We start from the raw sequence: 22,003 nt of genomic DNA on the forward strand, positions 1-22,003 counted from the left end.
GGGGACGAGGCGCCCGTCAGTACGGGTGGACCCCCACCGGGGCGGCCGGCGGCGGGCCGTAGCCCTCGGCGATGCGCTGGTGGTAGGTCTCGCGGTCGATGACCTCGAGGCCGACGATCTCCCAGGGCGGCAGCTTGGCCGTCTGCCGGTGCTCGCCCCACAGCCGCAGCGCGACGGCCGCGGCATCGTGCAGGTCACGGGCCTCTTCCCAGTAGCGGATCTCCGCGTGATCATTGGCGTAGCGACTGGTCAGCAGGAAGGGATGGTCGTGGGCCAGTTGCTCCAGGGCGCGCCTGACCTCCTTCAGTGGGGCCTCGGCCCCCGAGACGCTGAGGGTGATGTGCCAGAGCTTCGAGGCGACCACCGTCCGCTCCTCACCGCGTGCCTCAGCTGTCTCGGTGTCCTGTCCCTCGTCGAAGTCGGCTCCGGCCTCGACACTGGTCAGGGCGCGTTCGGCTGTCCCGCGGGGCGGTGCCCCTGGGCGCGCTCGTCTCACCGGCGGCCTCCTGTTTGATGCGTGTGGTGCTGTACCCCGCCTTGTCTTGCCCCCGAGACAAAGTTGACCAGCCCGAGGCGGTACGTGGGGCGGTTTTGGTAAAGGTCTCTACCGGATGGCCGGAGTTTCAGCCGTTTCCCCACACCCGGGCGCATCCCTCGACCGCCACCCCGGCAGCCACCCCCGGCGCCACCCCGCCGCCACCCCTCGGGGCAGGCCCGGACGAGAGACCCGAGCGCCGACCCCGGCCGACCCCGGACGACGAGCCGGGTCAGCCCCGGACGACGACCAGGTCGTCGCGGTGGACGACCTCCCGCTCGTACTCCGGGCCCAGCTCCTTGGCGAGCTCGGGCGTGGAACGGCCGAGCATTCGGGGGAGCTCCTTGGCGTCGAAGTTGACGAGACCGCGGGCGACGGCCCGGCCGTCGGTGTCGCGGAGCTCGACCGGGTCGCCCGCCACGAACTCCCCCTCGACGGCGGCGATTCCGGCCGCGAGGAGCGACTTCTTGCCCTGGACGACGGCCCGCACCGCGCCCTCGTCCAGGGTCAGGTGGCCCTGCGGGGTGGAGGCGTGGGCGAGCCACAGCAGCCGGTCGGCGGAGCGCCGGCCGGTGCGGTGGAAGTACGTGCCGGTGTCGCGGCCGGTCAGGGCGTCGGCGGCGCGGCTGGCGGAGGTGAGGACCACGGGGATGCCCGCGGCGGCGGCGATCCGGGAGGCCTCGACCTTGGTGACCATGCCGCCGGTGCCGACTCCCGCCTTGCCCGCGGAGCCGATCTCGACATGGGCGATGTCCTCGGGGCCGGCCACTTCGGCGATCCGCGAGGTGCCGGGCTTGGCGGGGTCCCCGTCGTAGAGCCCGTCGACGTCCGAGAGCAGCACCAGCAGGTCGGCGCGGACGAGATGGGCGACGAGGGCGGCGAGCCGGTCGTTGTCGCCGAAGCGGATCTCGTCGGTGGCGACGGTGTCGTTCTCGTTGACGACCGGCAGGGCGCCCATGGCGAGGAGCTGGTCGAGGGTCCGGTAGGCGTTGCGGTAGTGCGCGCGCCGACTGGTGTCGTCGGTGGTGAGCAGCACCTGTCCGACGCGTACGCCGTACCGCGCGAAGGAGGCGGTGTAGCGGGCGACCAGGAGGCCTTGGCCGACGCTGGCGGCGGCCTGCTGGCGGGCGAGGTCCTTGGGGCGGCGGGTGAGGCCGAGCGGGGCGAGGCCGGCGGCGATGGCACCGGAGGAGACGAGCACGATCTCCTTCTCGCCGCCGCTGCGGACCTTGGCGAGGACGTCGACGAGGGCGTCGACCCGGTCGGCGTCGAGGCCGCCGGACGCGGTGGTCAGTGAGGACGAGCCGACCTTGACGACGATCCTGCGGGCTTCCGTCACGTACTGCCTTGCCACTGTCACCTGTACCGCCGTCACCTGCGTCGCCTCACTCGGATGTCACGCGCAATCTACGCGAGCCGGGACGGCCGCCGCCCGCCCATTTCGGTGGATGAAACGGGCGGGCGGCGCCGAGGCGTGTTCCGTCAGCGGGTGGCGACGGTGTCCGACGCGACTTCGGTGTCGTCGGCGGGGCCGGTCTCCGCCGTCCTGCCGCCGGGCACGAGGATCTTCCGCGACAGCAGGTAGGTGAAGGGGATGGCCACGACCGCCGCGACCAGCGGGGCGATCCGGTCGTCCATCCCGGCCCAGGTCACCAGGGCGTAGAGGCCGACGCTCTGCACCAGGTAGTTGGTGACGTTGGTGAGCGGGAAGAGCGCGAACTTCTTCCAGGTCGGCCGGGTGCGGTAGGTGAAGTAGGTGTTGAGGAAGAACGAGCCGATCATGCTGAGCACGAAGGCGATGGAGTAGGCGGCGAAGTACGGCATCCACGGGTGCAGGAGCAGGTAGCAGCCGTAGAACGTGCCGGTGTTGATCCCGCCCACGACACCGAAGCGGACGATCTGTCCGAGCTGACCGCGCATCAGGGCGTCACATCTCCCGTTCGGTGGCCACGACGCGGGCGCGGCCGTCGCTGCGGCCGGCGGCGTAGGCGCTGCCGGCGATCGGGCGGGTCGCCTGGGAGCGGTGGGTCTCCCTCACCAGGAAGTGCGGTCGGCGCTTGGTCTCGTAGTAGATGCGGCCGATGTACTCGCCGATCAGGCCCAGCATGACCATCTGGACGCCGCCGAGTCCGACGATGATCGCCACGAGGGTCACGTAACCGGGGGCGCTGACGCCCTGGGTGATCGCGGCCACCGTGATCCAGACGGCGTACAGCGCGGCCACCCCGACCAGCGTGAGACCGAGCCAGATCGCGATGCGCAGCGGCCGGTTGTTGAAGGAGATCAGCCCGTCCATGCCGTAGTTGAGCAGGGAGCCGAACTTCCACTTCGTCTCGCCCGCCTCGCGCGCGGCGTTCTGGTAGTCGAAGGTGACCGTGTCGAAGCCGATCCAGGAGAAGAGTCCCTTGGAGAAGCGGTTGTATTCGGGCAGCGACAGCAGCGCGTCGACGGCCGGGCGGGAGAGCATACGGAAGTCTCCCACGCCGTCGGTGAGTTCGACGTCCACCCATTTGTTGACCGCGCGGTAGTAGAGCCTGCTCAGGGCGGAGCGGACCTTTTTGTCGCCTTCGCGGGTGCGCCGGGCGATGATCTGGTCGTGGCCCCGCTCGTAGAGGTCGAGCATCCGCGCGATGAGCTCCGGCGGGTGCTGGAGATCCGCGTCCATGATCACGACGGCGTCGCCGGTGGCCTCGCGCAGCCCGGCGAGCATCGCGGCCTCCTTGCCGAAGTTCCGGCTGAAGGAGACGTAGCGGGTCTCCTTCCCGAACTCGGCGGCGATGGCGCGCAGCCGGAGGGCCGTGCCGTCCTCGCTGCCGTCGTCGACGTAGCAGAGCTCGTACTCGACGGGCAGGGCGGCGAGGACCTCACGGATCCGGGCGTCGAACCGGTCGATCACCGCTTCTTCGTTGAAGCAGGGGACAACGACGGAGATCTTGGTCATGAGCGTCGGCTCCTGGGCGATGAGCGAGCAGTACGAGTGCGAAGGGTGTGGCCCACGGCCACGACGAGGAGCAGTGCCACGGCGGCGCCGCTCGCCGCGAGGCCGGGCCTCAGCCCGGGGGTGCGGAAGGAACAGGACAGCCGCGAGGCGCCGTCTCCCAGCTCCACGGCCATCAGCCCGCCGAGCGTCCGGGGCGGGCGCGGCTCGCCGCCGTCGACCGAGCAGCGCCAGCCGGCGCCGGCCGGCACGGAGACGACCGCGGTGCCCTTGGTTCCGGGCGCGAACGTGGCGCTGATGCTGTGGCCGGCGGCTTCGATCCGGTCGGGTCCGGTGTCGCGCAGATGGCGCACGGTGCGGTCCAGCGCGGCCCGGTCGAGGCAGCCGACGGGGCTCTTCGGGATGAACTGACCGCGGGTCGAGTGGATCTTGACCGTGATCCTGCCGTCGGCGGGGACGGTCCCGAGGCGGATCAGCGGGTTGCTGGTCATCGTGTCCCTGCCGGTCGCCTTGACGGTCGTGCCGAGCGCCTGGACCCGTCCGCCCAGCCAGGGCGCGTACAGGTAGGCCTCCGTGCCCGCGGTGCAGGTCGCGGTGAACGTCGCGCCGGCGCCGCGCGGACGGTCCGCCTTCAGCGGCCACCCGCGGCCCGGGACGAACGCGGTGTCCGCACCGCCCGGCGCTATGGCTCCGGCACGGACGAACGCGGGCACCTCGTAGAGCTTCGCGCCCAGCACCCGCTCCTGGCGGGCGAAGACGGAGGCGTCGCCGGTGGCCCCGTCGAGGGGCGTGCCCGGGGGACGCAGCGTGACGACGGGCGGGGCGGCGGCGGAGCGCTGGACGAACCTGGCCGGTCCGCGCTTCCGGTCGAGGTAGCTGCTCACACCCATGATCGCGCGGCCGGCCGGGTCCTCGAAGCTGAGCGTGTGGCGTCCCTGGATGTACCAGCCGGCACCGAGCCGTTGCAGGGCGTCGGCGGTCGTCGCGGGCAGATAGCTGCTGTAGTACGAGCCGCCCTGACCGGCGAGCAGCATGGGGTCGTTGTTGGCGAACTCGTGCGGGCCGGGGTCGGTACGGCTCATGGGCCACGCGTCCGCGGCCTTCAGCTGGTCGTACGCGGCCAGGGACCGGCTGTCGTACGTGCGCTTGGGCTGCCACCAGGCCATGGAGTCGCGGAGCCGCGTCGTGGTCAGGACGGCGCACGTCGCGGAGAGGAAGACGGTTCCGGCCAGGGCGACGGTCAGCCCCTGCCGTACCCGGCGGTCGTCCCGGTAGCGGTGCAGCGCGAGGAGCAGGGCGAGGAAGACCAGTCCGCCGGCGGCGAGGAGCCAGGGTCCGCGGGTCATGTACGTGGTGGTGCTCACGCAGGCGGTCAGGACCAGGACCACGGCGGCGCCGCGGAGCAGCTCGGCGGGGCGGGGCCGGCGGGCGAGCGCCAGCCAGGCGACGCAGACGAGTACGGCGGTGAGGGCGATCGCGGCGCGGTAGGGGCTGCCATTGGGTATGGCCAGTCCGTGCCAGAGCAGGATCGTGGGCCGCCAGACCAGCGAGGCGCCCATGACCGCGATCAGGCCCAGCCACATGATCCGCTCCTTGCGCGGCGCCCGGCCGATGAACGGGTACGTGGCGATCAGGAGCAGTGCGAGCATGCCGACGGAGATGTGAGGTGCCCGGCCGATCAGCCCGCCGGGGATGAGGTGCGCCAGGTACTCGGTGAGGGCCGGCGGTCCCTTGTAGGTGGCGTCGGGCGCGGGCTGGGCCAGCTTGCTCGCCTTGAGGCTCACCGTGAGCACGGGGGCGGCCAGCAGTACTCCGGTGACGGTCATGGAGGCGGCGCGCGCGAGGACGCGGAGGCGCTCCGCGACGGGCCGCCCGTCCAGCAGCACGCGTACCAGCAGGACGAGCCCCATGCCGAGGGTGGCCATGGCCGCGGTGTAGAAGTTGCCCGCCCAGCAGGCGGTCACGAGCAGCGCGCCCAGCACCCAGCGCCGGCGGTTCAGGCACCAGTCGTAGGCGATGCCCAGGACCGGGAAGGCGACCAGGCCCCACATCCACATGGGGTCGGAGAAGCCGTCCGTGACCATCCAGGCGCTCAGTCCGAAGCCGACGGAGAGCAGGGCGCGCAGCCAGGGGCTGCCGGCGTGGATCCGGCCCAGGAAAACGGTCATCAGCCCGGCGGCGAGTCCGACGCTGAGGAGGGTGACAAGGAACACGGGGAACTCGACGCTGCCTCGGGGGAAGACCCCGACCAGCCACGAGAACGGGTTCATCAAGTACGTGAAGAAGTCCGCAAGAAACGGTGTGCCGTAACCGCTTGCCCAGTTGAAGAAGAGGTCGCCGCTGGTGTCGCCGTGCATCAGGTCGCGGAGGCGGGCATGGAACGGCACGAACTGGTTGCCGAGGTCGTTCACCGCGCGGGACCGGCCACCGAAGGGATAGGTGCCCTGCACGGCCATGGCCAGGCAGTACGCGCCCATGGACGCCAGCGCGGCGAACCAGGGAGCGGCGAGCCGCGATCTTCGGTTCCGGCGGGGTTCCCGGGTGCCCGGTGATGGCGATGTCGCAGGTGAGGTGGGGTCCGCGGCACCCCGCCGAGGGGAGACCGTGCCAGGTGAGGGATTCAGCATGGGGGCCGTCCATGGGTCTCGCATTCCTGAAGGCCCCCCGCCCCCTGAATGTCCCACCTGGTTCGCATTTGTACCGTCCGTAACCCTCTGTCAGGAAATGGTTGCACAAATAAGCTAAGGCCTCATCTGCACGCATCTGCTAGACGGGAACGGAGCCGAATGGGTTGCCCCTTAAAATCGACGAATCCGATCGGGGAGAGTCACCGATCGCACAGGCCCGGGCTCCCGGCCCGGACGCCTCCCAGAGCATCGGACCGTCGGAAAGTGAACGCGAGGTACCGTTGAGGCAGCCTGCGCAAGACAAGTGGATCGAGGTGCCAGTGCCTGACGTCTCAGTGATCGTCATCGCCTACAACGACGCAGAGCGTCTTCCTACGGCCGTGCGATCGGTGTTGGACCAGACACTGCAGAGCGTCGAAGTCGTGATCGTCGACGACTGCAGCAAGGACCGCACCTTCGAAGTCGCCCAGGAACTGGCAGCCGCCCACCCGGAGCAGGTCCGGGCCTACCAGCTGCCCGAGAACAGCGGCGCGGGCGGTGAGCCCCGTAACGTCGGCATCGGCCACGCGCGGGGCCGGTACGTCATGTTCCTCGACAGCGACGACGTCCTGGAGCTCAACGCCTGCCGCAACATGGTCTCGGCCGCCGAGGAGACGCAGGCCGACCTGGTGTCCGGCCTCTGCGTACGCCTCACCAAGGACACGCGCACCGAGAAGCGCAACGAGTGGTACCCGTGGCTCTACTCGACGACGCGCACCCTGGACTCGGTCGCCGAGCTCCCCGACCTGTTCGTCTGGGACACGCTCTCCACGAACAAGTGCTACCGCCGCGACTTCCTCGTCGACAACGCGCTCCGCTTCCCCAAGGGGATGTTCTACGAGGACCTGATGTTCATCGCCGAGGCCTACCTCGCCGCGAAGAAGATCACCCTCATCCCGAACCAGGTCTACTTCTGGCACGTCTACGAGCAGGCCAAGGTGAAGTCGGTCACCAACAGCCGGCACGACATGCGGAACTACCAGCACCGGCTGGAGATCCACCGCCGCATCGACGCGCTCCTCGACCAGCACGGCATGGAGGAGATGCGGACGGCCAAGGACGTCAAGTTCCTCAAGCACGACCTCGTCCTCCATCTGCGTGATCTTCCGTTCCGGGACGAGGCGTACCGCCGCGAGTTCGCCGAGCTCTCCCTCGCGTACCTCGAGGGACTGGACCGCGAGGCGTACGGCAAGGCCGCCAAGATCCAGGCGATCTGCGCGTACCTCCTGGAGAAGGGCGACTGGGACAACCTGCTGCCCGCCGTGGACACCCTGATCCACCGCAACAAGCTCTCCTCGCCGCTCGTCGAGCGCGACGGTCGTATCTACTGGTGCGCCGAGCACCTCGACGACGAGCGCGGCCGCGAGGTGCTGGACGTCACAGAGCTCGGTTACCACCAGAAGCCGATCAACCAGCTGTTCCTGCGCAACGAGCTCACCGAGTACACGGAGTCCGACGGCACCGCTCGGCTCGCCGGCCGGATCACCAACCCGCTGGAGATCGTCAAGCCCGGAGACACGCTCACGGCGGAGCTGGAGTTCCAGGCCCGTCGTCGCAGCCTGCAGACGTTCGTCTTCCCCGTCACGACCCTGCGTCACGACGGCGAGACCATCCACTGGGCGACCCAGGCCGACATCAGCGCCAAGCTGCGCCCCCTCGGCATCATCGACTCGGTGTGGGACGTCCGCGTCAACCTCACGGTGAACGGGGTACGCACCCAGACCCGCCTCACCGTCGAGCAGAACGACCTGGGCGGCGGCGCGCTCCCCGTGAAGCCGCGACTGACGCGCCTGGTGGGCGACCGCATAGAGCCCCACCCCACCGCCAAGGGACACCTCGCCTTCCACCTGTCCGCCAAGGGCGACAGCGACCGGATCGAGGAGCTGCTCCAGCGCGGTCTGCAGGGCAAGCCCGGGCAGCTCGTCAAGTCCGGGTACCGCCGCGCCAAGGAGCTGCGCAAGACGCTCACCTCCGGTGAGACCAAGCTGCGGCTCTACCACGAGGTCTACAGCCGGATGCCCGTCAAGAAGCGGACGGTCGTCTTCGAGAGCCAGCTGGGCAAGCAGTACAGCGACAGCCCGCGCGCGATCTACGAAGAGATGCGCAGGCAGGGCCTGGACTTCCAGGCCGTCTGGTCGTACGCGGGGAGCCCGAAGGACTTCCCCAAGGACGCCCAGCTGGTACGCCGCTGGTCGCTGCCGTATCTGAAGGCCCTGGCCCGCGCCGAGTTCTGGGTGGACAACCAGAGCTATCCGCTGCGTCTGGCCAAGCGTCCCGAGACGACGTACATCCAGACCTGGCACGGCTCCGCGCTCAAGAAGATGGGCTTCGACCAGCCCAACCTCAAGGCGAAGACCCGCCAGCAGCAGGCGGCCCAGCAGACCCACCTCGACCGCTTCGACCACTTCCTGGTGCGTTCGGAGCACGACGTGCGGACGCTGGCCAAGGCCTTCCGGCTGAAGGACCGGACGCTGCTGCGGGCCGGTTACCCGCGCAACGACGTGCTGGTCCAGGCCAGGCAGCGGGAAGAGGAGGCGGGCACCCGCGTGCGCGGACCGCTCGCCGAGAAGCTCGGGATCCCGGCGGACAAGACCGTGCTGCTGTACGCGCCGACGTTCCGCACGTCGGGCAAGGAGAGCCAGTTCGCCCTCCCCTTCGACGTGGAGCGTTTCGCGGAGGAGTTCGGCGACCGCTTCGTCCTGCTGGTGCGCGCGCACTACTTCAACCACGTGGTGCTCCCGCCCAACGTGGCCGGCAAGATCATCGACGTCTCGTCGGAGCACGACGTGATGCCGCTGATGGAGCTCGCCGACGCGCTGATCACGGACTACTCCTCCGTGATGTTCGACTACGCGCTGCTCGACCGGCCGATGCTGTTCTTCACGTACGACTACGAGAACTACGTCCACGAGGACCGTGGCACGTACTTCGACCTGCTCGAGCACGCGCCCGGCCCGGTCTTCCGGACGGAGGAGGAGCTGCACGCCGCGTTGCGGAACCTCGAGTCCGAGGGCCGGGAGTTCTGCGACGCCCGCAAGCGCTTCGTGGCCGAGTTCGGCGAGTACGACCAGGGCAACGCCGCGCGGTCCATCGTGCAGCAGTTCTTCTCCCGGTGGAGCCGTTGATGACCCAGATGATGACCACGACGACGACCGATGAGCAGACCACCGGGTCCCGCGACATCATCCTCGTCTCCAACAGCGTCGACGAGCTCGGCGGAATCACCAGCTGGTCGCACCAGATGGCCCGGCTCTTCACGGAGCAGGGACACGCGGTGCACGTGGTCGGCGTCGTTCCCGCCCCGGAGGGCCGCCGCGCCGACCTCGGTGACGTGCCCTACCGGACCACGACGCTGTACGACGTCCACCCGCCGTCCTTGAAGCCGCTGCGCGGCATCAAGGGCAAGCTCGACCTCGTCGAGCGCCGGCGCAGGGCCGCCCGCCAGGCCGGCATGCGCCGGGAGGCCGCCAAGCTCAGCGCCATCTTCCGCTCCGCCCGGCCGGGATCCGTCGTCATCGTGACGCAGGTCTGGGCCATGGAGTGGGTCGCCCTCGCGGACACCGCGGGGCTGCGTGTGATCGGCATGAGCCACGAGTCCTTCGAGACGTGCCGCAACTCGTCCCGCTTCCAGCGGGTCAAGCAGTACTACCAGGACGTCGACCGGATGCTGACGCTGACCCGCGAGGACGCGGACCTCTGGATCCGGCAGCGCTTCGACCATGTCGGGTCGATGCCGAACCCGCTCCCGTTCTTCCCCGACGAGCCGTCACCGCGGTCGGCCAAGGTCGTGGTCAGCATCGGCCGTCTGCACGAGGAGAAGGGCGTCGACCTGCTCCTCGAGGCCTGGTCCGAGGTGGCGCCCCGGCACCCCGACTGGACCCTGCGCCTCTACGGCTCCGGCGAGGAGGAGGCGGCGCTGAAGAAGCAGAGCGAGCAGCTGGGACTGACCTCCTCGGTCGAGTGGATGGGGCGTACCAGTGACGTACCCGGCGCTCTGAAGGAGAGCTCGGTGTTCGCCCTGTCGTCCCGTGGCGAGGGCTTCCCGCTGGCCCTCATGGAGGCCATGGCCACGGCCGTGCCGTGTGTCGCCTTCGATGTCGCCCCCGGTGTCCGCGAGATCATCACGGACGGCGAGAACGGCATCATCGTGCCGCCCGGCAACACCGCCGAGTTCGCCCGCAAGCTCGAGCAGCTGATCTCGGACCAGGAACTGCGCGACCGCATGGGCGAGCGGGCCCGGGTCGACATCCAGCGCTACTCGACGGACGAGATCGTGGCCCGCTGGGAGAACCTCTTCACGCTGCTGGACCGCTAGGGCCTGTCCGGGCCGCGCGTTCGGAGACGGAGAAAGGGAGGACCGCCCGTGCCGGGCGGTCCTCCCTTTCGTGCGTTCGGGTGGCAGGCGTCAGGCGGACACGCCACGACGGGCGACCCAGCCGGCCCACGCCGAGCTGATCATGTCGCGGACCTCGTGACGGGCCTTCCAGCCCAGCTCCGAGGCGATACGGTCCGCGGCGGCGACGACCCGGGCCGGGTCGCCGGGGCGGCGCGGGGTGACGGCGGGGGCGACCGAGTGGCCGGTGATCTCGTTGATCAGGTCGATCATCTCGCGGACGGAGACGCCCTCACCGCGGCCGATGTTGACGGTCAGATCGCGCGGCTCGCCGGCGTCCGCCCACTCCGCGAGCTTCCGGGCGGCGACGAGGTGGGCGTCGGCGAGGTCCTCGACGTGGATGTAGTCGCGGACGCACGTGCCGTCGGGGGTGGCGTAGTCGTCACCGAAGATCCGCGGGGCCTCGTCGGCGTCGAGCCGCTCGAAGACCATCGGGACCAGGTTGAAGACACCCGTGTCGGCCAGCTCGGGGGTCGCGGCGCCGGCCACGTTGAAGTAGCGCAGGCAGGCCGTGGAGATGCCGTGCGCCTTGCCGGCGGCGCGGACCAGCCACTCGCCGGCGAGCTTCGTCTCGCCGTACGGGCTCATCGGCAGGCACGGCGTGTCCTCGGTGACGAGGTCCACGTCCGGCATGCCGTAGACGGCGGCCGAGGAGGAGAAGAGGAAGTTGCGCACGCCGGCCGCGGCCACCGCCTCCAGGAGCACGGTCAGGCCCTGGACGTTCTCGCGGTAGTAGTGCAGCGGCTGCTCGACGGACTCGCCGACCTGCTTCTTCGCCGCCAGGTGGACCACACCCGTGACGCCGTGCTCGGCGATGGTCCGGTCCAGGACCTCGCGGTCCAGCGTCGAACCGACCACCAGGGGCACGCCCTCCGGGATCCGCTGCGCATAGCCGGTCGACAGGTCGTCGAGGACGACGACCCGCTCACCCGCCTGCGTCATGGCGCGGACCACGTGCGAGCCGATGTACCCGGCCCCTCCGGTGATCAGGTAAGTCATTACGCCCCACATCCCTTTCGCTAGGAACTGCGGGAGAGCCGACGGAGCCTGGCCCTCACCGCCCGGAGCCCGTCACGGGCTCCTGGTGCCAGCCGCAACGCGAGCGACCCGCCGGCCGTCGTGTACTGCTGCACCAGCAATACACCGTACCGGCTGCTCGGCACGACCGAACGCCGCTGGCACCCCTCCGGCAGCCGGAGCGCCGTCGCGACGGACCCGCCGTCCGCACAGGTCACGGTGGCGCGGATGTCCCACAGCTGTATGCCGCGGCTTCCCCCGGAGCGGCCGGCCCTGGCCAGCGCGGTGAGACCGGCCGGGACGCGGGCGGTCCAGCCGCCCTCTCCCTCGGCGAGCTCGGCCCGCTCGGTGTGGGCGGGCTCCTCGGAGCCCCGGGGCAGGAACGCGACCTCGACCGTGCGGGGGCCGGCCGCACGCAGCCTGCCGTACAGATCACGGACCGTGAGGCGCAGCTCGCCGCCCCCGCCGGTCTGCAGACCGGCGTCGACGACCACCGGGAGCTCGGCGAGGGGCAGCGTGTCCATGCCGTCCAGCTCCGCGCCGGGGAGGTCCAGGGACCAGACGGCGACGTCCTCGCTCCGCGTGTACGGCGGGAGCAGACGGGCCGGCTCGGCGGCCAGCCGGGCCAGCCGGAGCAGGTCCCGCGGCTCCTTGGACGCCAGCACGAACCGGGCCGCCCAGCGGGCGGGCGCGGCGGCGGCGGCGATCTCGCTCTCCTGGAACGCCCCGATGTGGTCCCGCGTCGCCGCCCACCAATCGGCTTGGTATTCGGCGTCGCGCAGCCTCAACTCGCGGGCGTACAGGCGCAGATCGTGTTCGAGGAACTTGGTGCGGCAGGCGGCGGCGAGTTCGGTGCGGCCGGCCTCCGTGAACGTCTCCACGGCCTTGCGGTGGGCGGCGATACGGGCCTGCCAGTTGCCGACGCCCTCCCGGTCCAGGGAGATCGACAGCTGCTCGGCGGCGCGGCGCACGTGCCACACGTACACCGTGTCGGGGATCACCGCGACGCGCGGCGCGGCGGCCAGGACACGGGCGGTGAAGAGGAAGTCCTCGTAGACGAAACGGCCGTCGGGGAACCGGATGTCGTGCTCGGCGAGGAAGGCCCGGGCGTAGATCTTGTTGACGCAGAGCGTGTCGTGGACCAGCGGCGTGAGGTCCGCGGCGCTCTCGAGAAGGGCCGGCTCCTGGTAGAGCCCGGGCTGCCAGCTCACATCGCGGCCCTCGGGCAGCTCGCGCCGCACGCAGACGCCGACCGCGACGGGGGTCCGGTGCCGCTCGGCCGCCGTGACCAGGGCCTCGGCGGCGCCCTCGGGGAGGACGTCGTCGCTGTCCAGGAACATCACGTAGGGGGCGGTGGCCGCCTGGACCCCGTCGTTGCGGGGGGTGCCGCAGCCGCCGCTGTTCTCCGTGCGGTGCACGACGCGCACCCGGGGGTGGAGCGCGGCCAGCTCGTCCAGGACTCTCGCCGTACCGTCGCTCGATGCGTCGTTGACGGCCACGACCTCCGCGACCACGGGTCCCTGGTCGAGAGCGGACCGGATCGCGTCGCCGACCAGCGCCTCGTCGTTGTAGGCGATGACCACGACACCGAGTGTGCCTTCGAGCGTAGGTGGGGGGGCGCTACTCACACCGAAGATCCTACGGGAGCGGCCGCCGTCGCCGACCGGCCGCTCCCAGGACCTTCACCCACGACCTTCGGACGACTGCGCCGCGTGACATCAGCCGCTTCGCGGCGGGCGTCCGTCGACCCCGGCGCACCGCCACTACCTAGAACGGGTTGAACTCGTCGAACTCGCGCTGCACGTCGTCGCGCTCCGCCTCGCGGGCCCACCCCTATGGCCGCCCTCGCACGGATCGGCCCCAGGGGGCCTCACCGGCTTCGGACGACTGCGCCGGACTCCGTCCGTCGACCCCGGCGCACCGCCACTACCTAGAACGGGTTGAACTCGTCGAACTCGCGCTGCGCGTCGTCGCGCTCCGCCTCGCGGTCGCGGCGGCGCTGGGCGGCCGGGCGCGGGGCTTCGAGGCGGTGGTCCTCGCCTCGGCGGCCGAGCATCTCGGCGCCGGCCATCATCGTGGGCTCCCAGTCGAAGACGACCGCGTTGTCCTCGGAGCCGATCGCGACGCCGTCGCCCGCGCGGGCGCCCGCCTTCATCAGCGCGTCCTCGACGCCGAGGCGGTTGAGGCGGTCGGCCAGGTAGCCGACGGCCTCGTCGTTGTTGAAGTCGGTCTGGCGGACCCAGCGCTCCGGCTTCTCGCCGCGCACCCGGTACACGTCCTCGGCCTCGTCGTAGACGACGGTGAAGCCGGCGTCGTCGACCGCCTTCGGGCGGAGGACGATCCGCGTCGACTCCTCCTTCGGCTTGGCCGCGCGCGCCTTGGCGACGATGTCGGCCAGCGCGAAGGACAGCTCCTTCAGACCCGTACGGGCCACGGCCGAGGCCTCGAAGACCTGGTAGCCGCGGGCCTCCAGGTCCGGGCGGATCATGTCCGCCAGGTCCTGGCCGTCCGGGATGTCGATCTTGTTGAGGACGACGATGCGGGGGCGGTCGTCGAGGCCGCCGTACTGCTTCAGCTCCTCCTCGATGACATCGAGGTCGGTGACCGGGTCGCGGTCGGACTCCAGCGTCGCCGTGTCGAGGACGTGCACGAGGACCGAGCAGCGCTCCACGTGGCGCAGGAACTCCAGGCCCAGGCCGCGGCCCTGGCTGGCGCCGGGGATCAGACCCGGCACGTCGGCGATCGTGTAGACCGTCGAGCCGGCGGTGACGACGCCCAGGTTCGGTACGAGCGTGGTGAACGGGTAGTCCGCGATCTTCGGCTTGGCGGCCGACAGGACGGAGATGAGCGAGGACTTGCCGGCGCTCGGGTAGCCCACCAGCGCCACGTCGGCGACGGTCTTCAGCTCCAGGACGATGTCCCGCGCCTCGCCCGGCTCGCCGAGCAGCGCGAAGCCCGGGGCCTTGCGGCGGGCGGAGGACAGCGCGGCGTTGCCGAGGCCGCCGCGGCCGCCCTGGCCCGCGATGAAGGTGGTGCCCTCGCCGACCAGGTCGGCGAGCACGTTGCCCTGCTTGTCGAGGACGACGGTGCCGTCGGGCACGGTCAGGACGAGGTCCTGGCCGTCCTTGCCGGAGCGGTTGTCGCCGGCGCCGGGCTGACCGTTGGTCGCCTTGCGGTGCGGCGAGTGGTGGTATTCGAGGAGTGTAGTGATGGCCTGGTCGACGACCAGGATCACATCGCCGCCACGGCCGCCGTTGCCGCCGTCGGGGCCGCCGAGCGGCTTGAACTTCTCCCGGTGAACGGAGGCGCAGCCGTGGCCTCCGTTACCCGCGGCGACATGCAGCTCGACGCGGTCCACGAAGGTGGTCATGGTTGTGCCTCCAATTACAAGGGGTACTACGGGGTGGAATGTCTATCTAGTAACACGCGAAAGGCGGACCCGCTTCCCTGCCGGGAAGTGAGGTCCGCCTCCGCAAAAGAACCGATCAGGCGACCGGAACGATGTTCACGACCTTGCGGCCACGGTGGGTGCCGAACTGCACCGAACCGGCCTCGAGGGCGAACAGCGTGTCGTCGCCGCCGCGGCCGACGCCCGCGCCCGGGTGGAAGTGGGTGCCGCGCTGGCGGACCAGGATCTCACCGGCGTTGACGACCTGACCGCCGAAGCGCTTCACGCCGAGCCGCTGAGCGTTGGAATCGCGACCGTTCCGAGTGGACGATGCGCCCTTCTTGTGTGCCATCTCTCCTCAGTCCCTTACTTCGCAGCCGTGGGGATGCCGGTGACCTTGATCGCCGTGTACTGCTGGCGGTGGCCCTGGCGACGGCGGTAGCCGGTCTTGTTCTTGTAGCGAAGGATGTCGATCTTCGCGCCCTTGTGGTGGTCCACGACCTCGGCCGTGACCTTGATACCGGCCAGCACCCACGGGTCGCTGGTCACGGCGTCGCCGTCGACAACGAGCAGCGTAGAGAGCTCTACGGTGTCGCCAACCTTGGCAGTGGAAATCTTGTCAACCTCAACGATGTCGCCGACAGCAACCTTGTGCTGGCGACCACCGCTGCGCACGATGGCGTACACGCGGATCTCTCTCTCACTCGGGAACGGACCCCTGATGCCAGCCGCTCACACGGGCCGAAGCCTGCGGTGATCCGGAAGTGGACGAGCGGCCTCTCCCGGCAGACCGGGAGGAGGGTGCTCAGGGGTTAGGCGGGTCATACGACACGCCGACGGTCAAGGTTACGGGCCGGTGCCGCAAGGGGTCAAATTCGGTGACTTCACCTCTGCGGCGGTGCGGGCCGTCCGGAGGGGGCCGCGCGGGCCCCCCGCCCGGGAGGCCCCCCGGGGGGGGGTGCGGCCCCGCGGCGGCGCGGCCCCCCCCCGGCGGCAACCTCAGTCCTGCGCGGGGGCGGCCGTCTTCTTGGTGGCCGCCTTCTTCGCAGTCGTCTTCTTCGCCGCGGTCTTCTTGGCCGTCGCCGTCTTCTTGGTGGCGGCCTTCTTCGCGGTGGCCTTCTTGGCCGTCTTGCGGGCGGCCGTCTTCTTGGCCGGGGCGGGAGCCTCGGCCTCCGGCTCGGCCTCCGCGGCGGGCGCCTCGACGGGGGCCGGGGTCTCGACCACCACGACGGCGGCCTCCTCGGCGCCCGCGGGCGATCCGGCGGGGGCGGTCACCTTGCGGACGACCCGGCGACGGGCCCTCGGCGGGGCGGCCACGGGGGCCTCCTCGACGACCGGCTCGGGCTCGGGCTCGACGACCGGCTCCGGGGCGGCGACCGGCTCGACGACCGGCTCCGCGGCGGCCGGCGAACCGGCCGGGGCCGTCGCCTTGCGCGTGGCACGGCGGCGCGTACGGGGGGCCGGGGCGGCCTCCTCGACGACCGGGGCCTCGACGACGGGCTCGGGCTCGACGACGGGCTCCGGCTCCTCGACCACGACCGGGGCGGGGGCCGCGGCGACCGGAGGACCGGCCGGCGCGGACACCTTGCGGGTCGCCCGACGGCGGCCACGACCACGGGTCGCGGCGGCCTCGGCCTCGGCGGCGCTGCTGTACAGCTCCTCGTCGGCGCGGAAGGGCTCCTCCACGGCCACCGGGGCGGCGATCTCCGCGGCCACCTCGGCCTCGGTCTCGACCGTCTCGGTCTCGGCCTCCGTCTCCACGACCTCGACGTGCTCGTGCTCGTGCTGCTCGGCACCGCCACGGCCGCGCTTCTTCGCGCGCTTGCCGCCGCCACCGCCGCCCGGAGCGGTCGGCTGCTCCATGTGCACGATCACGCCGCGCCCGTTGCAGTGGACACAGGTCTCGGAGAAGGACTCCAGCAGACCCTGGCCGACCCGCTTACGGGTCATCTGGACCAGACCCAGCGAGGTGACCTCGGCCACCTGGTGCTTGGTCCGGTCACGGCCCAGGCACTCCAGGAGGCGGCGCAGCACCAGGTCGCGGTTGGACTCCAGGACCATGTCGATGAAGTCGATGACGACGATGCCGCCCAGGTCGCGCAGGCGCAGCTGGCGCACGATCTCCTCGGCCGCTTCGAGGTTGTTCCTCGTCACGGTCTCTTCGAGGTTGCCGCCCTGACCGGTGAACTTGCCGGTGTTGACGTCGACGACGATCATCGCCTCGGTCTTGTCGATCACCAGCGAGCCACCGCTCGGCAGCCAGACCTTGCGGTCCAGCGCCTTCATCAGCTGCTCGTCGATCCGGTACGTCGCGAAGACGTCGACCTCGCTCGTCCACTTCGACAGGCGGTCGGTCAGGTCCGGGGCGACGTGGTTCACGTACCCGTGGATGGTCTCCCACGCGTCGTCGCCGCTGACGATGACCTTCGAGAAGTCCTCGTTGAAGATGTCGCGGACGACGCGGACGGTCATGTCCGGCTCGCCGTAGAGAAGGGTCGGAGCGTTGCCGTTCTTCGCCTTCTTCTGGATGTCCTCCCACTGCGCCTGCAGACGCTCGACGTCGCGGCGCAGCTCGTCCTCGCTCGCGCCCTCGGCGGCGGTGCGCACGATGACGCCCGCGTCCTCGGGGACGATCTTCTTGAGGATGGTCTTCAGACGGGCGCGCTCGGTGTCCGGGAGCTTGCGGCTGATGCCGGTCATCGAGCCCTCGGGGACGTACACGAGGTAACGGCCCGGCAGGGAGACCTGGCTGGTCAGACGGGCGCCCTTGTGGCCGATCGGGTCCTTCGTCACCTGGACGAGGACCGACTGGCCGGACTTGAGGGCGGTCTCGATGCGGCGCGGCCCGTTGGCCATGCCGAGCGCCTCGAAGTTGACCTCACCGGCGTACAGGACGGCGTTGCGGCCCTTGCCGATGTCGACGAAGGCGGCCTCCATCGACGGCAGCACGTTCTGGACCTTGCCCAGGTAGACGTTGCCGACGTACGAGGTGGCCTGCTCCTTGTTGACGTAGTGCTCGACGAGCACGTTGTCTTCCATGACGCCGATCTGGGTGCGCTCGCCGTTCTGGCGGACGACCATGACGCGCTCGACGGCCTCACGACGGGCCAGGAACTCGGCCTCGGTGATGATCGGGACGCGGCGGCGGCCCTGCTCGCGGCCCTCGCGGCGGCGCTGCTTCTTCGCCTCGAGGCGGGTCGAGCCCTTGATGGACTGGACCTCGTCGGACGGCTCGGCCTTCTCGCGGGCCGGGCGGGGCTCGCGGACCTTGACGACCGTACGGACGCCGTCCTCCTCGGCACCGCCCTCGGTGTCGGCGGACGCGTCACCGCTGCGGCGGCGACGACGGCGACGACGGCGGGAGCTGCTGGTGCCGGCGGCGGACGGCGTGCCCTCGTACTCGTCGGACTCCTCGCCCTCCTCCTCGGACTCCTCGTCCTCGGCGCGGGCCTCCTCCGCCTCTTCGCTCTCCTCGGTCTCCTCCGCCTCGGCGAGCTCGCCGCGACGGCGGCGTCGGCCGCCACGGCGGCGACGGCGGGACGGACGGTCCTCGTACTCGTCGGACTCCTCGGCCTCCGCCTCGGGCTCCTCGGCCTCGACCTCGGGCTCGTCGGCGACGGTGGCCGGGACCGGCTCGACGGCGACCGGCTCGGGGGCGGGCTCGCCGCGACGGCGGCGACGACGGCGACCGGCGGGCTCGGGGCGCTCGACCGTCTCGACCGCTTCGGCGGTCTCGGCCGTCTCCTCCTCTTCCTCCTCCGGCTCCACGGCCTCGGCGGCAGCCATGGCGGCCGCGGTCTCCGGGGTCTGGAACATCGGCTCGGTGAAGACCGGGGCCTGGAAGACGGCGACGGCGGGACGCGCGGCGCGGCGGCCGCGGGGGGTCTCCTCCTCGGCCTTCGGGGCGGCGACCGGCTCGGCGGTGAACTGCGGCGAGGTGGCGCGGCGGCGGGTGCGGCCACGAGTGGCGGCCTTCTCGGCTGCGGCGACCTCGGGCTCGGTCTCCTCGGCGGTGATCTGCGCGACGGTCTCCTGCGGGAGGCTCTCGCCGGCCGCCGGGACGGTGACCTCGGGGGAGGTGGCCTTACGGGTGGCGCGGCGACGGGTGCGCGCGGGGGCGGCGGGCTCCTCGACGGGGGCCTCCTTGACCACCGGCGCGGCCGCGGCCTCGGTCTCGGTCTCGACGACCGGCTCCGGGGTGGTGGCCTTACGGGTCGCACGGCGACGCGTACGAGCCGGGGCGGGCTCCTCGACAGGGGCCTCCTCCACGACCTCGACGGTCTCGGCCTCGACGACCGGCTCCGGGGTGGTGGCCTTACGGGTCGCGCGGCGACGCGTGCGAGCCGGGGCGGATTCCTCGACGGGAGCCTCTTCGACCACCGGCGCGACCTCGGTCTCCGCGACCGGCTCGGGGGCGGCGACCTTACGGGTCGCACGGCGGCGCGTACGCGCGGGTGCGGGCTCCTCGGCGGGCTCCGGCGTGGCGGCCGGCGTCTCCACGACGACCTCGGCCGCGGTCTCGGTGACCTCCGCCGTCACCGGCGGACCGGCGGGGCGGGAGGCGGCGCGGCGCCTGCGGCGCGGCGGCAGCTTGTCACCAGGTGCGTTGTTGTTGTCCGTGTTTTCTTCGTGCTGCTCGAGCATGCGGGCGGTTCTCCCGTCACGCCCCCGGGCGCCGCGCCTTGTTCCGGTCCGGCGGCACGATCGCGCGAAATGCGCGGTGCCGCCGTCCGGGGCGCGGGCGCCGCACGGGAGCTGATGTCTGGCTCGCCGGTTCCGTACGCGTTCTGCGTACGGCCTGGCGAAAGTCTCCTGGTCAGTGCGCTGCCCGACCCAGGTGGCTCCCGAGTACCAGGGCTGCGCTACAACGACCGCTCCCTACGCGGTACCGGCACCCGGCGCCGTCGCTGAGGCGGTCGCGGCGGCCGTGGGTGGAGCGGCCGTGACTGCCTCGCGGTCGGGCGCGAGCGGGTCGGTCACCGTGCCGGACTCCTCGTCGAAGAGCCCCTGCGCCAGCCTGGTCACCGCTGCGGGGACCGGCGGCGCCAGGTCGGCCACAGCTCGGAGACCGGACAGGACGTCGTCGGGTCGCACGGCAGGTGTCACGTGCCGAACAACCAGCCGCAGTATCGCACAGGCATTGTCCAGCGGCCTATCAGGCTGTGGACGTGCCTGGGGATGCTCCGCGACGAGGTCGGCGACGGCCGAGCGGGCGTCGAAGGTGCGGATGCCGTTCTTCGTCTTGCGTTGTACTTCCACGGTCTCGGCCGCGAGGAAGGCCGCGACGGCCTTCTCGGCGTCCTCGACGGTGACGCCGTCGAGCCGCAGCTCCCACACGGAGGCGGTGAGCCGGTCGGCGAGTCCCGAGGTCCGGGCCTCGACGGCATCGGTGATGTCGAGGCCGTCCGGGAGCGACTCGTCGAGCAGGGCCCGCAGCGTCTCCGGATCCCGCGCCTCGGTGAGCGCGATCTCCAGGAACTCTGCCTCGGAGCCCGTACCCGTGGGGGCGGCGTTGGCGTACGACACCTTGGGGTGCGGGGTGAAACCGGCCGAGTACGCCATGGGCACCTCGGCTCGGCGCAGCGCACGCTCGAAGGCGCGCTGGAAGTCACGGTGGCTGGTGAACCGGAGGCGGCCGCGCTTGGTGTAGCGCAGTCGGATGCGCTGCACCGCCGGTGCGGGCGGCGGGCCTTCGGGCTGTCGCTTGCCCAGTGGTTCTTCTCCTCGGTGCGGGGCGGGCGCGGTGGCGCGCCGCCCACGAAATGCGGGTGGCCTCTGGGGGTCCCGGCCGGCTCACCCCCGCTTTCGCAGGGAGATCTCGGGGGCGGGCGCCGCGCCGGAGGCGGTTGTTGTACTACCCAGAGTACGCGTAGAGGCCACCACCGGTTCCACAGGCTCGGTCACCCGGGGTCCACCGACCAGGGCGTGCCAGGCGTCGCGGCGGGCCTGCCGTACGGTCGCGCGCGCGGCGGCGAGCGCGCCCCGGGCGGCCCGCCCCGCCTCGACGGCCGCCCTCCGGGCCGGTGCCCAGATCTGGTCGCGGACCCAGTGCCCGACGGGGGTGCAGACGCCGCGGTAGAACCAGGTGACGGGCCGCCCGACCAGGTTCCAGGCCACCCACTTGAGTGCCCGGCCGACGGCCCGGGAGATGTACCCGGCGACCCGCCAGCAGACCTGGATCGCGTCGGCGATCTCCCGGCCGAGGGGCGCGAGGACGCGCCGCCAGAGCCATCCGAGGGGGACGACGATCCCGTACCGGACGACGGGCACGAGCACGTACCGCCACAGCGCGACCCAGGGCCAGAAGAAGAGCGCCTTGCCGAGCCAGGCGAGAGCGCGGCCGATCCCGGTGAAGAGCCAGGCCAGGCCTCGGCCGAGGCCGGTGAGCGCCCAGCTCAGACCGTGTCCGATCGGGGTGAGGATCCGTGTGTACAGCCAGACGAGGGGAAGCGCGATCCCGTAGCGGGCGACCGGGACGACGAGGTACCGCCACAGCCCGAGAACCAGGAAGCCGACGCCGGCGCCGAGCGGTGCGAGGATCCACCGGTACGCCCAGACGGCGGGCACGCCGATCCCGTAGCGGGCGACCGGGACGAGCACGTACCGCCACAGCGCGACCCACGGCCAGACGAACAGGGCCTTGGCGAGCCATGTGAAGAGTCGGACCAGCCCGTGGCCCAGCGGAGTCAGGACCTGCCGGTACAGCCACACGGCGGGCACCACGAGCACGTAGTGGACGACCGGCACCACCACCCGCCGCCACAGCCAGACCCACGGCCGGACGAAGAGGGCCCTGCCCAGCCAGGCCAGCGCGCGGCCGGCCGGCCGGAGCAGGACCCGGTCGACGGCTCGGGCGCAGACCACCAGCGCGTCCCACACCATCCGGACGGGGACGACGACCAGCAGCACCACGATGCGTACCGGAATCCTGACGAAGGCCGTCAGGCAGCCCTCGGGCTCGGCCGGGCGGTGCTGGGGTTTCTCCATGCTCATGCCGTACATGACGCGACGGCCCGGCGGAGGGTTTCCCCTCGCACCGGGCCGTCGCCGGAGTGTTACCGCCAAT

14 protein-coding genes and 1 pseudogene are annotated in these 22,003 nt (G+C 71.3%); 2 read left to right on the plus strand and 13 right to left on the minus strand.

Translation table 11 applies throughout. From position 1 onward, the window contains the following. Positions 1-16: 16 nt before the first annotated feature. The 5 genes from ACFV9D_RS32255 to ACFV9D_RS32275 form a co-directional block, all read right to left on the minus strand. Positions 17-496 carry a hypothetical protein gene (locus tag ACFV9D_RS32255; RefSeq protein WP_385154155.1) on the minus strand — a complete coding sequence of 160 codons (480 nt, stop codon included), beginning with the start codon at positions 494-496 and terminating at the stop codon, positions 17-19. Between the two features lie 271 nt (positions 497-767). Further along, positions 768-1,895 carry a glutamate 5-kinase gene (gene proB / locus ACFV9D_RS32260; protein ID WP_385154158.1) on the minus strand — a complete coding sequence of 376 codons (1,128 nt, stop codon included), beginning with the start codon at positions 1,893-1,895 and terminating at the stop codon, positions 768-770. Between the two features lie 122 nt (positions 1,896-2,017). Continuing rightward, positions 2,018-2,455, minus strand: a complete 438-nt coding sequence (locus ACFV9D_RS32265; RefSeq protein ID WP_385154161.1) for a GtrA family protein — start codon at positions 2,453-2,455, stop codon at positions 2,018-2,020. A gap of 7 nt (positions 2,456-2,462) precedes the next feature. After that, the gene (locus ACFV9D_RS32270; RefSeq protein ID WP_385154164.1) at positions 2,463-3,476 is read right to left on the minus strand and encodes a glycosyltransferase family 2 protein; all 1,014 of its coding nucleotides are present in this window, start codon (positions 3,474-3,476) and stop codon (positions 2,463-2,465) included. Further along, positions 3,473-5,950 carry a YfhO family protein gene (locus tag ACFV9D_RS32275; protein WP_385154167.1) on the minus strand — a complete coding sequence of 826 codons (2,478 nt, stop codon included), beginning with the start codon at positions 5,948-5,950 and terminating at the stop codon, positions 3,473-3,475. Before ACFV9D_RS32275 ends, ACFV9D_RS32270 begins: the two co-directional genes overlap by 4 nt. Positions 5,951-6,420: 470 nt before the next feature. Here ACFV9D_RS32275 and ACFV9D_RS32280 point away from each other — a divergent pair, with 470 nt between their 5' ends. Together ACFV9D_RS32280 and ACFV9D_RS32285 are read left to right on the plus strand one after the other, a co-directional pair. Continuing rightward, positions 6,421-9,264 carry a CDP-glycerol glycerophosphotransferase family protein gene (locus ACFV9D_RS32280; RefSeq protein WP_385154170.1) on the plus strand — a complete coding sequence of 948 codons (2,844 nt, stop codon included), beginning with the start codon at positions 6,421-6,423 and terminating at the stop codon, positions 9,262-9,264. After that, positions 9,264-10,454 (plus strand): glycosyltransferase, encoded by a 1,191-nt coding sequence (locus ACFV9D_RS32285; protein WP_385154173.1) that lies wholly within the window; start codon positions 9,264-9,266, stop codon positions 10,452-10,454. Before ACFV9D_RS32280 ends, ACFV9D_RS32285 begins: the two co-directional genes overlap by 1 nt. A 90-nt stretch (positions 10,455-10,544) precedes the next feature. Here the strand turns inward: ACFV9D_RS32285 and galE are convergent, their stop codons facing one another. The 8 genes and pseudogenes from galE to ACFV9D_RS32325 form a co-directional block, all read right to left on the minus strand. After that, entirely contained in the window at positions 10,545-11,531 is a 987-nt protein-coding gene (gene galE, locus ACFV9D_RS32290; RefSeq protein ID WP_385154176.1) for a UDP-glucose 4-epimerase GalE, read from the minus strand. A 20-nt stretch (positions 11,532-11,551) separates the two neighbouring features. Then, positions 11,552-13,177: a glycosyltransferase family 2 protein gene (locus tag ACFV9D_RS32295; RefSeq protein WP_385154179.1), complete on the minus strand. Its 1,626-nt coding sequence runs from the start codon at positions 13,175-13,177 to the stop codon at positions 11,552-11,554. 302 nt (positions 13,178-13,479) lie between these two features. Beyond that, the gene (gene obgE, locus ACFV9D_RS32300) at positions 13,480-14,919 is read right to left on the minus strand and encodes a GTPase ObgE (protein ID WP_385154182.1); all 1,440 of its coding nucleotides are present in this window, start codon (positions 14,917-14,919) and stop codon (positions 13,480-13,482) included. A 115-nt stretch (positions 14,920-15,034) separates the two neighbouring features. Next, complete coding sequence (rpmA, locus tag ACFV9D_RS32305; protein ID WP_003990207.1) at positions 15,035-15,289, minus strand: 50S ribosomal protein L27; 255 nt, start codon at positions 15,287-15,289, stop codon at positions 15,035-15,037. Between the two features lie 14 nt (positions 15,290-15,303). Next, on the minus strand, positions 15,304-15,624 hold the full coding sequence (gene rplU, locus ACFV9D_RS32310) for a 50S ribosomal protein L21 (RefSeq protein WP_114036861.1): 321 nt from the start codon (positions 15,622-15,624) through the stop codon (positions 15,304-15,306). A gap of 1,230 nt (positions 15,625-16,854) precedes the next feature. Next, a pseudogene (locus tag ACFV9D_RS32315) lies at positions 16,855-19,581 on the minus strand (Rne/Rng family ribonuclease); the annotation flags it as partial. 234 nt (positions 19,582-19,815) lie between these two features. After that, the gene (locus ACFV9D_RS32320) at positions 19,816-20,607 is read right to left on the minus strand and encodes a TIGR03936 family radical SAM-associated protein (protein WP_385154187.1); all 792 of its coding nucleotides are present in this window, start codon (positions 20,605-20,607) and stop codon (positions 19,816-19,818) included. Positions 20,608-20,730: 123 nt separating this feature from the next. Next, the gene (locus tag ACFV9D_RS32325) at positions 20,731-21,924 is read right to left on the minus strand and encodes a hypothetical protein (RefSeq protein ID WP_385154230.1); all 1,194 of its coding nucleotides are present in this window, start codon (positions 21,922-21,924) and stop codon (positions 20,731-20,733) included. Positions 21,925-22,003 lie beyond the last annotated feature (79 nt).

The organism is Streptomyces sp. NPDC059875 (assembly GCF_042731085.1).
GTDB lineage: Bacteria > Actinomycetota > Actinomycetes > Streptomycetales > Streptomycetaceae > Streptomyces.